This window comes from Paenibacillus mesotrionivorans (assembly GCF_046098205.1).
Lineage (GTDB): Bacteria > Bacillota > Bacilli > Paenibacillales > NBRC-103111 > Paenibacillus_AR > Paenibacillus_AR mesotrionivorans.
Window position 1 is genome coordinate 144456 of record NZ_JBJURJ010000011.1, and the last position, 15006, is coordinate 159461.

Genomic DNA, 15006 nt, shown 5'->3' on the forward strand with positions numbered 1-15006 from the left:
GGCAGCCGTTTTTTTAATCCCATGGTTCCGTCAAAGCGCCTCCAATAGCCTCGATAAAATATAAGGCCTGGTCCAGACGCTGATCGGGGTTGGGGATTATCAGGTCACACCCGAACAGGAGCGAGACCTCTTCTCCATAACTGGCTAACCGCCGCTCCTGCTCCAGAGCGGACAGTCCCCGTTCCGCCAGGCGCCGGGCGCATTGGTCTTTTTCCGCGTAGATGCCAACAAGCAGCACCTTGTCCCCGTAACGCTCCTTTACCTTGCGGGCTCCGAAGGCATCCAGCACCACAGAGTGGGGGGTCACATCCTGAATGGCTGCCGCAACGGATGCCATGGAGGTGCCGTACATATTCCCCTGGTATTCGGTTGTCTCCAGAAGCTCACCGGAGGCGTACATGGCCTTCAGCTGCTCGGCGCTGCCGAAGTAATACTCTCTTCCATGGGTTTCCCCCTCCCGGGGAGGGCGGGAGGTCCAGGTGACGATCCGGGGCAGGCCGAGCTTGGCCTGAAGTGTGCTTTTGCCCGCTGCGCTGGGTCCCTGCAGAACAACTAGCCGATGCGACATGTAACCGCCTCTTTTCCATTCTTATCCCTATATTATACAATAAAAGTACAAAAAAATCGGATATCGTTTTTTTCTCATTCGTCAGGAGGGACCAAGGCTTGAATTCCGAGACCTTTATCTACATCACACTGATTACCACGTCCGGAGCCTTGAACGCGCTCCTCTTTGTGTATGCCTTGTCCGACAAAACCCGCTCACAGGCCATGAGGGCATTTGCTGGCGTTACCGCAACGGCAGCCCTCTATTGCTTCGGAGCGGCACTGCAGCTGGCCAGCACCACCCTCGCCGCGATTAAGGTTTGGATCAGCGTGGCCTATTTGGGCATGGCGTTTTCACCAGTGTTTCTGCTTATTCTGGTCAGTCGCTATACCGGAGTGGACAAATGGCTTTCCCGCAAGATAACCGGACTTCTCTTCGTAATCCCCGCCATAACCTGTTTCCTGGTAGCAACCAATGATCTGCATCACCTCTTCTACAAATCCCTGTATCTGCGGACCGATGCTCCGTCTCCCATGGCGGATATTATCATCGGTCCGTGGTATATCATCCACGGCGCTTATACCTTCGGCAGCATGTTCCTCGGAGCCTGCCTGCTGGTAGGTCAATGGCGGACGGCCTCCAGAGCATACCGGAAGCAGATTTTCACACTGTTTCTGGGGACGATGCTTCCGATTATCGCGTCCTTTTTGTATCTGATGGGAGTGATCCCCTACAATATGGACCCGGTTCCCTTTATCTTGATCTTCACAACCTCCTTGTATGTCTGGGCCATCCGGACCACGGATTTGTTCCAGGTGGTGCCTATCGCCAGAGGCTACGTGTTCGAAAGCATGCGGGACGGCGTGCTGGTGCTGGATCTCAGTGGGAGGCTGGTGGATTATAATCCGGCGGCCCGGCGCATGATTCCACCGCTGGCTCCGGAGCGGATCGGCGAACCGCTGGAAGCCGTCTGGTCAGGGAAAGCAGGCTTGGAGACGCTGCCTCCGGAAGCCGACCAGCAGGTGAATGCGGAGCAGGTCTGGCGGACCCGATGGCTGCAGGAGGGAGCAGAGGAACGGCATTATGAGGTCCGTTCCCTGCCGGTGCGGGTAAAGAATGACCGCCGGGTGGGACGGATGCTGATGCTGATCGATGTGACCGAGCATGTCCGCTACGAGGAAAAGCTGCTCCGGCTGGCCTCGTATGACGGGCTGACGGGCATATATAACCGTGCCCACTTTATGGAGGAAGCCGGGCGGCTGCTGGCAGAGGCGGAGAAAGCCGGCTCCGGCTTATCCATGGTTTTGTTCGATGTGGATCACTTTAAAATCATCAACGACCGTTTGGGCCATTCGGCGGGAGACCAGGCTTTGGTCCACCTGGTAGACGTCTGCCGGAGCCAGCTGCGGGAGGGGGAAATCCTCGGCCGGTACGGCGGCGAGGAATTCGTCCTGTGCCTGCCCGGTATGGAGCTGGCCGAAGCCAGCCGGCGCACGGAGCAGATCCGGGCGGCCATCGCGAACTCTGCCATGCCGCTGCCCACCGCAGAAAAGCCGCTGCAGCTGACGGCCAGCTTCGGCGTGGCGGAGGCAGACGGCGCCGCAGGGTTTGAGCTGGAGCCGCTGCTCCAAGCCGCCGACCAGGCTCTCTACCGGGCCAAGGCCGCCGGCCGGAACACCGTCTGCTGCAGCACCGGGACGGAATGACCGGGCGCTGCAGCATTCATGACGGCTCAGTATGCCCGCTGGCATGCCTGGGCCATGTTCATGGAAATATTATACATATTTTACCATTTTTACGAGCCGAATATACTGGATTCTTGCCCCTTATGTACACTATCCCTTCGGCTCAGTTCGCAGCCCATTCAGGCTATCGCTATTCCCCTCAAAATATCCGTAACGGAACTATCCGTCTCTTACAGAGCAAAAACAGGCGAATTCCAAATCTAACGGAACTATCAGACCGTTAGCGCCAAATTACTCACTAAATTTACGAAAAAACCTCCTGTAAGGGCCGGCCAGTTCCGTTAAAAATTCTGGCGGCCTATTTTCGGCACTTAAGAGCTTCTGAGTTCCGTTAAAGCTCCGGCAGCTTCATTCCCCCACCCAACCGCCTCTAAGTTTCGTTAAAGCTCCGGCCAACCGCCTCTAAGTTCCGTTTAATCGGGGTTCTGACGATTCCAACTCGAGCACCTCCCCACCTCCAAGTTCCGTTAAATTCGACAACCTTATTTCTGCAAACCCAGGCTTCCCGGTTCTATAAGAATATCGCATACAACACCTCCGTTACTGTTCTGCCGACTGTCCTGAGTAGATGGGATAGTGTTCGAACAGGGGCATAAGACCGTTATACCGCGGCTTAATTTGGAATATTTTTCCTTATAAAACTATCTCAATCTGTTCTTTCGCTTTCCTGAGCAGACGGGATCGTATCTGTATATGTATGCAAGTGTGTTATCCGTTCGAATCCACTGCTCCTCCCGCAATAATATCCATACCGCTGGGTGCAACTTTAGCGAGAAGGAACGCGTCTCACCATTTGTAAGTAAATTCCCAAAGGGGAGAGGATATCCCTGTTTCCCACTTCATATAAACTCGGCATCCGGATCGTCTTGGCCGGTTTCATTCTGGCAGGAGCCAGCATCTTATCTGTACCGGAAAAAACACAAGCCGCTGATCCGCGATTGACTATTACGCTGCCCTCATTTCCCGTTACGCTAAACGGGCAAACCGTGGATAATCGCAACCGGGAATACCCGCTTATTGTGTACAAGGACATTACCTATGTCCCCATGACCTGGTACGATTCCCGCTATCTAGGACTGGAAAACCAATGGTCCCCCGATCAAGGGCTAACCGTGCAGCAGAGCAACATTACTGCGTCTTACCACGGCTATGCGTCCGCTGAAGCAAACACTGCCCGCAGCTACCGGGCGGAGCTGACCGCGGGACCAATTACGGTCAATGGGCAGGCCATCGATAATCGCACCGAGGAGTACCCGCTCCTGAGCTTCCGGAACATCACTTATTTTCCGCTGACCTGGCGTTACGCCCATGATGCCTTCGGCTGGGAATATGACTGGAGCGACTCCAGCGGACTCTCCATTCGTTCGGCCAACCCCCAGGTCAAGGATGCTGGGCTTCCGGAGTATGCCGCCGGCAATGGGTTCGCCGTCTATAAGGACTATTACTATTTTGCCGAGACCGATGGGCCGCTGAACCACATCTACCGGAGTCCGGTGTCCAACCCGGAAGCCAGAGAGCACGTATATGAGTATGAATACAGCACCACGTATGGACCTAACCCCAGATTAAGCTTTTCTGTGCGGGATGGCAGCCTGTGGCTTTACTATCATATGGGCGGCGCGATTATGGGCAGTGACCATTATGTGAAGCTGAATGAAGACGGTACGGCGGAGGTAGGGCCCTCCGGCAAGGTGGATTTTCGCGACTCTCCAATGGGGCGGGTGCTTGTGAATTATTTTGTCGCACCCAGCCCGCCAAATCTGAAACTGGTTCCCGAAGGCTCTCCGGAGGATGCCGAACCGGTTATTCTGGGCGACCCGTCCATGATCTACGGCTGGGCCATTAACATTTCGGACAATGGAGCAACGGAGTATGCTACAGGAAATATGCAGGTAGTCGGCACCAATCTGTACACGCACGGTTCGGCATACCCCCTCTCCTCGGAGAACCGTCGGGAGTCAAAACGGGTATGGAGGATCGATCTGAAAACAAGGAAGCCCACCTTGATATTCCAAGAGTCTATAGACAAATTCAAGGTCACAGCAGATAGGCGCATCTTGTACGTAAAAACAGCCGATGGCCTGCTTTATGCTTCCGACCTGAATGGGCAGCAGGAAACACTGCTCTCCGGCCAGCACAAGGTGCATGAATTTGATTCGGTGGGAGGTACGGTGTTTTTCACGGTGCTGGTAGAGGGCTGGATGAATCAGCTTTTTAAAGTAGAGAGGGGTAGGGAGCCGAAGGAGATCAGCGGAAATTACTTTGCTCCTGTGTACTTCACCCAAGACCGGATTTTGGCGCAAACCCTTGGGAGGCAACTCACTCTGAACGTCTACGACAGCCGCGGAGAAGTGCAGCTGCGTATGGAGGGAAATGTGGAAGCCCTTTTTACAGATGGGGATCAATTGCTGTTTAAGCTGGAGGGTGAAACATCACTGAAGGCTTTACAATTTTAGGGTATGGATTTTTGCATCATCACCGAGGCGTGGTATGATAAAGCCAATAAGGCTTGGCCACCACATTCGAGGGAGTTTGATTTCCGATGAAAAATGAACTCATCCAGCGCTTCACCTCCTACGTGAAGTTAGATACTCAATCCAATGAGCATAACGATACCTGCCCCTCTACAGAGGGACAATGGGCATTGGCCCATAAGCTGGTAGAGGAACTGAAGCAGATGGGCATGAGCGAGGTTACCGTTGACGAGCATGGCTACGTCATGGCTACTCTGCCTGCCAATACGAGCAAAACCTCAGTGCCGGTCATCGGCTTTTTGGCCCATATGGATACAGCTCAGGACTACAGCGGTGCTAATGTAAATCCCCAGCTGATCGAAAATTACAACGGCCAGGACATTGTGTTGAATGCCTCCAATGGCACCATACTCTCCGTCTCCGCCTATCCGGAGCTGGCCGGGTACAAGGGCCAAACCCTGATTACCACGGACGGCACCACCCTCCTGGGTGCAGATGACAAAGCAGGCATCGCCGAAATTATGACGGCTATGGCTTATTTGATCGCCCACCCTGAGGTTCCCCATGGCAAAATCCGGGTCGCCTTTACACCCGATGAGGAAATCGGCCGCGGCGCCCACAAGTTCAATGTGCCGGCTTTCGGCGCAGCATTTGCCTATACCTTGGACGGCGGGCCCCTGGGCGAGTTGGAATATGAGAGCTTCAATGCCGCTGCCGCTACCGTGACCTTCAAGGGTGTGGTCGTTCACCCCGGCACAGCCAAGGGCAAAATGGTCAACTCCGCCAAGGTTGCCATGGAGTTCAACAGCAGGCTGCCCAAGGAGGAAGCCCCCGAGTTTACAGAGGGGTATGAGGGCTTCTACTACCTGCAATCCATTAACGGCACTGTGGACACTACCACCATGCGGTATATGATCCGCGACTTTGACCGGGAGAGCTTCCTGGCCCGTAAGAACCGGATTGTGGAAATCACCCGGGAGCTGGAAGCCGAATATGGGCCGGGCAGCGTGAAGGTGGAGATTAAGGACCAATATTACAACATGCGGGAGAAAATCGAGCCGGTGAAGGAAATCGTCGATGTGGCCCACCAGGCTATGGTCAATCTGGGCATTAAGCCCATCGTGAAGGCCATCCGCGGAGGCACGGACGGCTCCCAGCTGTCCTATATGGGCCTGCCGACGCCCAATATTTTTGCGGGCGGGGAGAATTTCCACGGCAAATATGAGTACGTGTCGGTGGATACGATGCTGAAGGCCACCCAGGTCATCGTGGAAATTACCCGTCTGTTCGAGGAAAAAGCCGAGGCATAAAAGTACAGGTTACCGGCAGGCAGATGCCTCAGGGTTCAGCGGGCAGCTGTCCTAAGGCCGGGCGGACAGTGGTCTCCAAGGTCCAGCGGACAGCGGCTCCCAGAGTGCAGCGGACAGTGGACAGTAGTCCCAAGATCAGCGGGCGACGGTCTCCAAAGTCCAGCGGACAGCGGCTCTCAGAGTGCAGCGGTGCCACCAGTTTGGCCGCCGCGAGGCAATTCGCGGGTTGTGAAATTCTAACGGACGCCAGAGCCCTTAATTGCGCCAAAACGGGTGGCGAAAATCTCTAACGGAAGTGAGAGCCCTTATTGGCTCCAATTGAGCCTGATTGAGGCCATTTTGCCTCAAATAACGTCCCTCACCGCCGTTAGAAAAAAATCAGCGCCGAAAACAGGCAAATAGCGTCTCTCACCGCCGTTAGCGGTGAAACAGCCGGCGGCGGACAGAAGTCGGCGCAGCATCTGATGGGCCGACGGCAGCGGACGGGAGCTGGCACGGCATCCGATGGCCAACGGCGGCGGACGGGAGCTGGCGCCGACTGCAGCGGACGGGAGCTGGAGCAGCATCTGATGGCCAACGACGGCGGACGGGAGTTGGCGGCAGCTGGTGGACCCCAATCTGTAAGTATGGCCTACTTGGAATGAATCGGCCAAAAGCAAAGAACCGGCTCCAGCACGGAGACCGGTTCTTTGTGGTGTTTTTTGTTGATTTTTATCGACCCTGCAAATGCCTAGCGTTCGCTAGCGTTTGCCGCTAAACGCAGCTTGTCTTACACATCCTCCAAAACGGTATAATCGTCGGGGGTTCCGGCCGCATTTCCGTATAAAACGGTAAAGGTGTGTGCGGCCAGATCCGCCTTCAGCACAGCCTTGTGGCCGTCGCCGGTCCAGGAAAGCTCCAGCAGATGGGGCTCCTCGTGGGAGACTATCGCAAACTTGCCGTTAAAGGCAGGGTGAGTATTGCGGAAGCGCATCAGGTTGAACAGCCGCTGCACCACCGGACGCTGCAGCTCCGCGTCCACTTCCTCCGTAGAGTAATAGTGGCGGTTAATGTTGCGCCCCACCTTGGTCTCCTCCAAGAGGGCAATGTCATTGCGGCCTGCCAGAAGCCCCACATAATACACCTGGGGAATGCCGGGGGAGAAGAATTGGATGGCACGGGCCAGCACATAAGCATCGTCATTGTCGCCCAAAGCAGAGTAATAGGTGCAGTTCACCTGGTAGATATCCAGGTTGTTGTACGCCATCGTGTTGTAGATCTTCTTCACGTTGGCGCCCCGTGAGAACAGGGCCTCCTTGGTTTCCTCGATCTCCTCGTCGGTGAGCAGGCCGCGGACATCCACCACGCCGATGCCGTCATGGGTGTCGAGAGTGGTGAACTGCTTCCCCGGGCAGATGGACAGCCAATGGAGCAGCCGGTCGCTCCTGCCGTTGTACAGGGCGTGCAGCACCAGCATCGGCAGAGCAAAATCATAGACGTAATAATCCTTCTCCGCCAGCTTCAGCTGGATGGAATAATGCTCGTGAATCTCCGGGAGCACCTCCACGCCCCTGGACGCCAGAAGCGAAGCCGCATCCCCCAGCATGTTCCAGATATCCGGCTCCACAAAAAAGCAACTCGTCCCCACCTTCTTGGTGGCGTATGCGAAGGCGTCGAGGCGGATAACCGCCGCCCCTCTATCCGCCAGATGAACCAGCTCATCGCACACAAACTGCTGCGCCGTTTCCCCGTACAGGTTCAAATCCACCTGCTCTTCGTCAAAGGTGCACCAAACCTTTTCCGTACTCCCGTCGGCGAAGGTGATGTCAATGTAAGGAGCCCGGGGCTTCCGTTTGTAAATCAGATCGACATCCTCCTGCGTAGGCTCCCCATCCGGCCAAAAATCCTTGTACCGGATGAAGAAGTCCGCATAAGGGGATTCATCCTTGCGGGCGGCAAAATCCTTGAAATAGTCCGAGCTCCGGGAGATATGGTTAATCATGAAATCCACCATCAGATAAAAATCCCGGGCGATCCCCTCCACATCCTCCCAGCTGCCAAAGGCCGGTTCTACCTCCCGGTAGGTCATGGGGGCAAACCCCCGGTCTGCGGAGGACGGATAAAAGGGCAGTAAATGTACGCCCCCCACCACACCCTTCAAATGGGTATTCAGAATTCCGGCGGTTTCCTTCAGATTCTTGCCCAGACTGTCCGCGTACGTAATCAGCATGATTTCATTCCGGATTGCCATGATCACATCTCCTTCGAGGATCGGCCCCCGCTACGCCCATCCCCAAAGGAAGCGTTAACAGGACCAATTTGCCCCTAGTATAACCAACCCAAATTGTCTATGTCAATCGATTAACATAAATTTATGCTAACCGATTGACATAGGCTAATCGATTAACATATAATGCAATTGTCGACGAGTTGAAAGTGCTTTCATTTTTTACATCATTTTAGGGGGATGAAAAATATGAATTGGTTCAAACGTTTGTCCTGGACTGCACTTACCGTATCACTTGCCGCTTCCCTGGCCGCCTGCGGAAGCAGCGACAGCAAATCCGGCGCCTCCGCCTCTCCGGCCTCCGGGTCGGGCAAGGTCAAGATTACCCTGCTCAATTCCAAGGGCGAAATTCAGACCCAGCTGGAGGATGCAGCCAAGAGCTTCCACGAGGATAACCCGGATATCACCTTAGAGATACAGCTTGTTCCTGCGGGCTCATCCCCTTTTGAGAAGGCCTCCACCCTGTACGCCTCCGGCAATCCGCCCACCATGATTATGCTGGACACCGGCGACGTGGCTAAGTTCAAGGACCGCATCCTTGACCTCACAGATGAAAAATGGAACAAAGACGCCATCGCCAATGCGCTGGATCTTACCAGCTTCGACGGGAAAAACTATGCCTTCCCTTTAGCTGTGGAGGGATACGGCTTTATTTATAACAAAGCGGTAGTGGATAAGGCTGTAGGCGGCACCTTCGATCCTTCCACCATCACTACTACCACAGCGTTGGAGGAGCTGTTCAAGAAGGTGGAGGCCAGCGGCAAAAAAGCGCTGATCATCTCCCCCATGGACTGGTCCCTGGGCGCCCACTACCTGCCCTTGGCTTATGCCGGGCAAAGCAAGGACACTGCCCAGGTCAACAAATTCGTCGCTTCGCTGAAGGCAGGCTCCGTGGACCTGTCCGCCAACAAGGTGTTCAACGGCCTGATGGATACCTTCGATGTGATGATGAAATACAACATGGACAAAGCCTCCCCGCTGTCCACCACCTACGAGAAGGGCCCGGAGGTATTGGGTAAGGGCCAGGTGGGCCTGTGGTTCATGGGCAACTGGGCGTGGCCGCAGCTGTCCGGCTTTGACACCGCCAATAAACAATACGGCTTCCTGCCTGTTCCCGTAAGCAATAACCCCGACGACTACGGCAACACCCAAATTTCGGCTGCGGTAAGCAAGCGGATCGTCGTGGATAAGCAAAAGTCCACCCCCGAGCAGCAGGCGGCAGCCAAGAAATTCCTCGATTGGATCGTGTACCAGCAGAAGGGCCAGGACTTCCTGGTGAACAAGGCCAATATTGTCCCTGCCTTCAAGAACATCACCCTGCCTGCTCCCGATCCGTTAGGCAAGTCCATCCAGGATTATCTGGCCAAGGGCAAGGTGCAGCCTTCCATGAGCGATTTGCCTGCAGACCACTGGGCCAAGGTCGGCGCCTCCATGCAGAAGTACCTGTCCAAGGCGGGAGACCGGGCCACATTGGCCAAGGAAATTCAAGATTACTGGAAAACGGTGAAGTAACAGTGAGGTAAGGTCCGCTGCCGGGCCGCCCGCGGATTCCGGCAGAACGCTTCTGTTCTGCCGGACTTTTGCTACAGATATAAAGGAGAGTGAACCTGCATGATTGGAGAAAAAGGCTTCTGGAACCGGCTGCGGCTGCGGCTCCTGTTCACCGGACCTACCCTGTTCGCCTTTATGGCCGTGATGATGGTCCCGTTTATCTACGGCATTTATTTGACCTTTACCAACTGGGACGGGATATCCACCACCCACAGCCTGGTCGGCTTCAAAAACTATGCCTCCGTTTTCGCAGACTCCCACTTCTGGAGCTCCTTCGGGCTGACGCTGCGGTACGTGGCCTTTACGGTGGTGCTCACCAACCTGCTGGCGTTTCTCCTGGCGTATGCCCTGACTACCGGAGTGAAGGGGCAGAACATCTTCCGGGCGGGTTTCTTCATGCCCAACCTGGTAGGCGGGATCGTGCTGGGTTTCATCTGGCAATTTATTTTTAACAATGTGCTGGTTTATCTGGGGCAAAAAGCCTCCATCGGCATCTTCAGCGCCTCCTGGCTGGCGGAGCCGGGCAAGGCCTTCTGGACACTGGTGATCGTATCCGTGTGGCAGTATGCGGGGTACATGATGGTGATTTATGTGGCGGGGTTTATGGGGGTACCGGCGGATATCGGGGAGGCGGCCAGCATCGACGGGGCCAACAGCTGGCAGAAGCTGACCCGGATGACCATTCCCATGATGGTGCCCTCCTTCATCGTGTGTATGTTCTTGTCCCTGCAGCGGGGCTTTATGGTGTATGACGTGAATCTGTCCCTGACCAAGGGCGGCCCCTTCAACTCCACCCAGATGGTATCCATGCATGTGTACCAGAAAGCCTTCCTGTCCCGGGATTACGGCGTAGGCCAATCGGAGGCCTTTGTGCTGTTCCTCTTGGTGGCCGCCATCACGCTGCTCCAGGTGTATTTCAGCAAAAAAATGGAGGTGGAAGCCTGATGCATGCCCATAAAAAAATCGGCTCCACGCTCAAGCTGGCTGTCCTGTCGCTTCTGATGTTCCTGTTCCTGGTGCCTTTCCTGCTGCTTCTGCTCAACTCCTTCAAGGAGAACCGGATGATTACCTCCAATCCGCTGGCGCTGCCCACCGGGCTTCATTTCCAGAACTATGTGAACGCCTTTGACAAAATGGGATATGTGGACGCCTTCACCAACTCTCTGATTATTACGGCTGTAAGTGTGCTCCTGATTGGCATCTGCGCGGCCATGACCGGCCATTTCTTCGTCCGGAATCCGTCCCGGTTCAATCAGAATACGTTTTTCCTGATGGTGGCGGCCATGATCATTCCCTTCCAGGCAATCATGATCCCGCTGGTCAAAATTTACGGGTCGCTGAATATGCTCAACAACAAGTTTTCCCTGATTTTTATGTACCTGGGCTTTGGCAGCTCCCTGGCGGTGTTTATCTATCACGGGTTTATTAAGAGCATCCCCAAGGAGCTGGAGGAGGCCGCCCTGATCGACGGCTGCAGCCGGACCCGCACCTTTTTTCAGATCGTGTTTCCGGTGCTGATGCCTACCACGGTGACCATCGCTATTCTGAATGTCCTGTGGATCTGGAACGACTTCCTGCTTCCTTCGCTAATTCTGGTGGAGCCGGAGCAGCGCACGCTGCCCCTGTCCACCTTCAACTTCTACGGCACCTACACCGTGGACTTCGGGCCGCTGATGGCCAGTCTGGTGCTGACCATTCTGCCGGTCATTGTGATCTATCTGTTTGCCCAAAAGTACATTATCCAGGGGGTTATGCAGGGTTCGGTGAAGTAGTTCCGGGAAAAAGAGCCGGAATATGCCGGATGCGATCGCGTCCTGCCGGAGCCTTGCCTCTCTCCTGCCTCCAACGTTATAGTAGAACTATCAAGTTTTTCCTGACCATCCAGCAGAAAACGAGGATCATGCAATGGCAACCATTTATGATGTGGCAAAAAAAGTCGGGCTTTCCGTCACCACTGTGTCCCGTGTGCTGAACAACCGCGGGTACATCAGCGAGGCTACCCGCAAGCGGGTGTACGAGACCATGGAGGAGCTGAATTACCAGCCCAACGAGCTGGCCCGTTCCCTGCTGCGCAAGCAGTCCAATGTGCTGGGGCTGATTATCCCCGATGTGGCCCATCCCTTCTTCTCGGAGCTGGCCAGCCATATGGAGGCGTGCGCGTATGCCTCGGGCTACAAAATCCTGCTGTGCAATTCCCATCTTGATCCCGACAAGGAGAGAGATTATATCGATATGCTGAAGCGCAACCGGGTGGATGGCATCATTATGGGCAGCCATACCCTGGAGGTAGATGAGTACCGGACCCTCCAGCGGCCGCTGGTGACCATCGACCGGATGATTGACGCTTCCATCCCTTATGTCGCTTCAGACAACTACCTAGGCGGACGGCTGGCGACGCAGCTGCTGCTGGACAAGGGCTGCCGGAAGCTGGCCCATATCTGCGGCAACCTGGCGCTGGACCTGCTGGCGAACCAGCGGGATGCCGCCTATGTAGAGGCAGCTGCCGCCGGTGGAGTGGAGGCGCTGACCTATGAAACCGGCACCAACGTCTTCGACGAGGGGGAATACCGGGAGCTGGTGAAACAGCTGTTTGCCGAGCATCCGGAGGTGGACGGCATCTTCGCCGGCAGCGACCTGATGGCCGCCTTCGTGCTCCAGGAATGCGCCCGCCTGGGCCGCTCCGTCCCGGACCAGGTCAAGCTCGTCGGCTACGACGATGTGCCTATGGCTTCCTGGTTCGTCCCCTCCATCACCTCCATCCGCCAGCCCATCCGCCAAATGGGCGAGCTGGCCGTGGAGTTGCTGCTCAAGCAGCTGGCCGGGGAAGAAGTTCCCCCCGCAACCGTGCTGCCGGTAGAGCTGATGGAGCGGGAGACGACGTAGAGGAGATTGTACGAGGGAAACAAGCAAGGAATAAATATTCATGTGGAATGACTGGGAGGGAATGAAGAGACTTGAGGGCGAGTTTTTTGGCGGCTTTGAACCCTTAAGTTTAATTGAATCAAGGCCGACAAAACGTGTTTGAGCATCCAAGGCGCTTCTTTCCTGGTAAGGAATGAACCCTGATGAATATTTATTCACCGATTACTCCGTTGAACAGAATTCCCTCCCAGTAAGCAGGAGCCGCGGGCTCCTTATACGGATAGAAAGGCGCGGTGGCATATGCGGGAATCCTTCCTTCAGCCTGCGGACCCCTGGCGTCCGCAGTATCATTATTCTCCCTGGGCCAATTGGATGAACGATCCCAACGGCATGGTTTATTTTAATGGGGAGTATCATTTGATGTACCAGTATTTCCCGGGCGGTCAAACCTGGGGACCCATGCATTGGGGACATGCCGTAAGCCGCGACCTGATGCATTGGGAGCACCGGCCTGTGGCCTTGTATCCCGATGAGTTCGGGATGATCTTCTCCGGCTCCGCCGTGGTGGACTGGCGGGACTCCAGCGGCTTCTTCGGCGGCAAACCCGGCCTGGTAGCCGTGTTTACACATCATGCGGCGCTGCCGGATACCCGGGAGGTCCGCCAAAGCCAGAGCCTGGCCTACAGTGCCGACGGAGGCCGGACCTGGGTGAAGCACAAGGGCAATCCGGTGCTCACGGAGCCCTCCCTGCCGGACTTCCGCGATCCCAAGGTATTCTGGCATGGGCCGGAGAACCGCTGGATCATGCTGCTGGCAGCGGGTGACCATATCCGCTTCTACGCCTCTCCCAACCTGCGGGAGTGGACCTATACCGGCGAATTCGGCCGCCGGGAGGGCTCCCACCAGGGCGTATGGGAATGCCCGGACGTATTCCCGCTTCCGGTAGAGGGCCAGCCCGGGGAAACCCGATGGGTGCTGCTAGTCAGCATCGGGGGGGCGCCTGAGGATGAGGAGGGCTCGCGGACCCAGTATTTCCTGGGAACCTTCCGGGACGGCTGCTTCCATGGCGGCGAACCGGCGGAGACCGTCCGCTGGCTGGATGCCGGACGGGATCATTACGCCGGCGTCACCTGGTCGGACGCCCCGGACAACCGCCGCATCCTGCTGGGCTGGATGAGCAACTGGAAATATGCGGCGGTGACCCCCGCCGCAAGCTTCCGCGGGGCCATGACCCTGCCCCGGGAGCTATCCCTCTACGCCAGCGGCGGCGAGGTCCGCCTGCGGCAGCTTCCCGTTGCGGAAGCCGCCGGGCTGCGGGAGGAAACCGCCACCTGGCATAGGGTCCAAGCCAGCCCCGGAACACCCTTCCGTCCCGGCTTCGAAGCCGCCCTGCTGGAGCTGTCCCTGGAATGGGACTGGGCCGGGGAGCCGGGGGAAGCTGGGGTTCGGCTGTGGACACGGGACGGGCAGGAAACCCGGATCGGCATCGATGCCCAAGCCGGAATGCTGTATATCGACCGGACGGTCTCCGGCGAAACCGGCTTCCATCCGGCCTTCCCCTGCCGACATGAAACACCGCTGCCCCCCTCCGCCTCCCGGCCAAAGCTCCGCATATGGGCAGACCGGATCTCGGTGGAGGTATTCGCCGGCGACGGAGATCCGGCCATGACGGATTTGATCTTCCCCGCTCCCGGTCCTTACTGGGTGGAGATTTACGCAGTCCATACGCCGGTGAACATCCATACGCTGGAGCTGCACCGGCTCCGTTCGACTGTGGCTGATGAGGGCCCAGCTTTCCAACACGGCTGCGAACCGTAGACGCAATGAACCATAGACGCAGCGGACCGTAAAAGCAGCGGACCGTAAAAGCAGCGAACCATAGTCGAAAAAAAAGCCCTCGGCGAGCTTCGCCGGGTAGTATGCGCCCCCCTGCCAAGTTTCTAACGAATCTCAGAAGCCTTATTTCGGCAAAAACGACCTTTTCGAACATGTAACGAATATGAGCCACCTTATTTCCTGCTCACTGCTCTAATTCGAGCATGTTTCCGCGAAATAAGCTTCCACAGATTCGTTAATAAGAGAGACAGGGGCGAAACGGGCAATATAACGTTGCTGATATTCGTTAGAAAAACCCCGGTGCCAGTGAAGGCTGCTTCGCGCAACCTGCGTCTTCCGCTCGGCCTCCCAGCAGAAGGCACCCGGCTTATCCTGGGGATTCAACGTAAGAAAGGTCTAAGGCGCCTCAGCATTT

Annotated in this window: 11 protein-coding genes; 9 read left to right on the plus strand and 2 right to left on the minus strand. The window is 56.2% G+C overall.

Features of this window, described 5'->3' with window-relative positions:
* Positions 1-13: 13 nt before the first annotated feature.
* Positions 14-568 (minus strand): guanylate kinase, encoded by a 555-nt coding sequence (locus ACI1P1_RS17455; protein ID WP_416217710.1) that lies wholly within the window; start codon positions 566-568, stop codon positions 14-16.
* Positions 569-666: 98 nt separating this feature from the next.
* Between ACI1P1_RS17455 and ACI1P1_RS17460 the strand changes: the two genes are divergently transcribed.
* The 4 genes from ACI1P1_RS17460 to ACI1P1_RS17475 all read left to right on the plus strand — a co-directional run bounded on the left by ACI1P1_RS17460 (position 667) and on the right by ACI1P1_RS17475 (position 6720).
* A complete protein-coding gene (locus ACI1P1_RS17460; protein WP_416217711.1) occupies positions 667-2253 on the plus strand; it encodes a histidine kinase N-terminal 7TM domain-containing diguanylate cyclase in 1587 nt (528 codons plus the stop codon).
* 905 nt (positions 2254-3158) lie between these two features.
* On the plus strand, positions 3159-4748 hold the full coding sequence (locus ACI1P1_RS17465) for a DUF5050 domain-containing protein (RefSeq protein WP_416217712.1): 1590 nt from the start codon (positions 3159-3161) through the stop codon (positions 4746-4748).
* A gap of 86 nt (positions 4749-4834) precedes the next feature.
* Positions 4835-6076, plus strand: coding sequence for a peptidase T (pepT, locus tag ACI1P1_RS17470; protein WP_416217713.1), 1242 nt, complete (start codon positions 4835-4837; stop codon positions 6074-6076).
* A gap of 464 nt (positions 6077-6540) precedes the next feature.
* Positions 6541-6720, plus strand: a complete 180-nt coding sequence (locus ACI1P1_RS17475; protein ID WP_416217714.1) for a hypothetical protein — start codon at positions 6541-6543, stop codon at positions 6718-6720.
* A gap of 125 nt (positions 6721-6845) precedes the next feature.
* Here ACI1P1_RS17475 and gtfA read toward each other — a convergent pair whose 3' ends face one another.
* Positions 6846-8306, minus strand: a complete 1461-nt coding sequence (gene gtfA, locus ACI1P1_RS17480) for a sucrose phosphorylase (protein ID WP_416217715.1) — start codon at positions 8304-8306, stop codon at positions 6846-6848.
* A gap of 225 nt (positions 8307-8531) precedes the next feature.
* Here gtfA and ACI1P1_RS17485 point away from each other — a divergent pair, with 225 nt between their 5' ends.
* From ACI1P1_RS17485 to ACI1P1_RS17505, 5 genes are all read left to right on the plus strand, one after another.
* Entirely contained in the window at positions 8532-9854 is a 1323-nt protein-coding gene (locus ACI1P1_RS17485) for an ABC transporter substrate-binding protein (RefSeq protein WP_416217716.1), read from the plus strand.
* A gap of 99 nt (positions 9855-9953) precedes the next feature.
* Positions 9954-10838, plus strand: a complete 885-nt coding sequence (locus tag ACI1P1_RS17490; protein WP_416217717.1) for a carbohydrate ABC transporter permease — start codon at positions 9954-9956, stop codon at positions 10836-10838.
* The gene (locus ACI1P1_RS17495) at positions 10838-11665 is read left to right on the plus strand and encodes a carbohydrate ABC transporter permease (RefSeq protein WP_416217718.1); all 828 of its coding nucleotides are present in this window, start codon (positions 10838-10840) and stop codon (positions 11663-11665) included. Before ACI1P1_RS17490 ends, ACI1P1_RS17495 begins: the two co-directional genes overlap by 1 nt.
* Before the next feature lie 133 nt (positions 11666-11798).
* Positions 11799-12776, plus strand: a complete 978-nt coding sequence (locus ACI1P1_RS17500; RefSeq protein ID WP_416217719.1) for a LacI family DNA-binding transcriptional regulator — start codon at positions 11799-11801, stop codon at positions 12774-12776.
* Positions 12777-13055: 279 nt separating this feature from the next.
* Positions 13056-14573 carry a glycoside hydrolase family 32 protein gene (locus ACI1P1_RS17505; RefSeq protein WP_416217720.1) on the plus strand — a complete coding sequence of 506 codons (1518 nt, stop codon included), beginning with the start codon at positions 13056-13058 and terminating at the stop codon, positions 14571-14573.
* Positions 14574-15006: the final 433 nt, after the last annotated feature.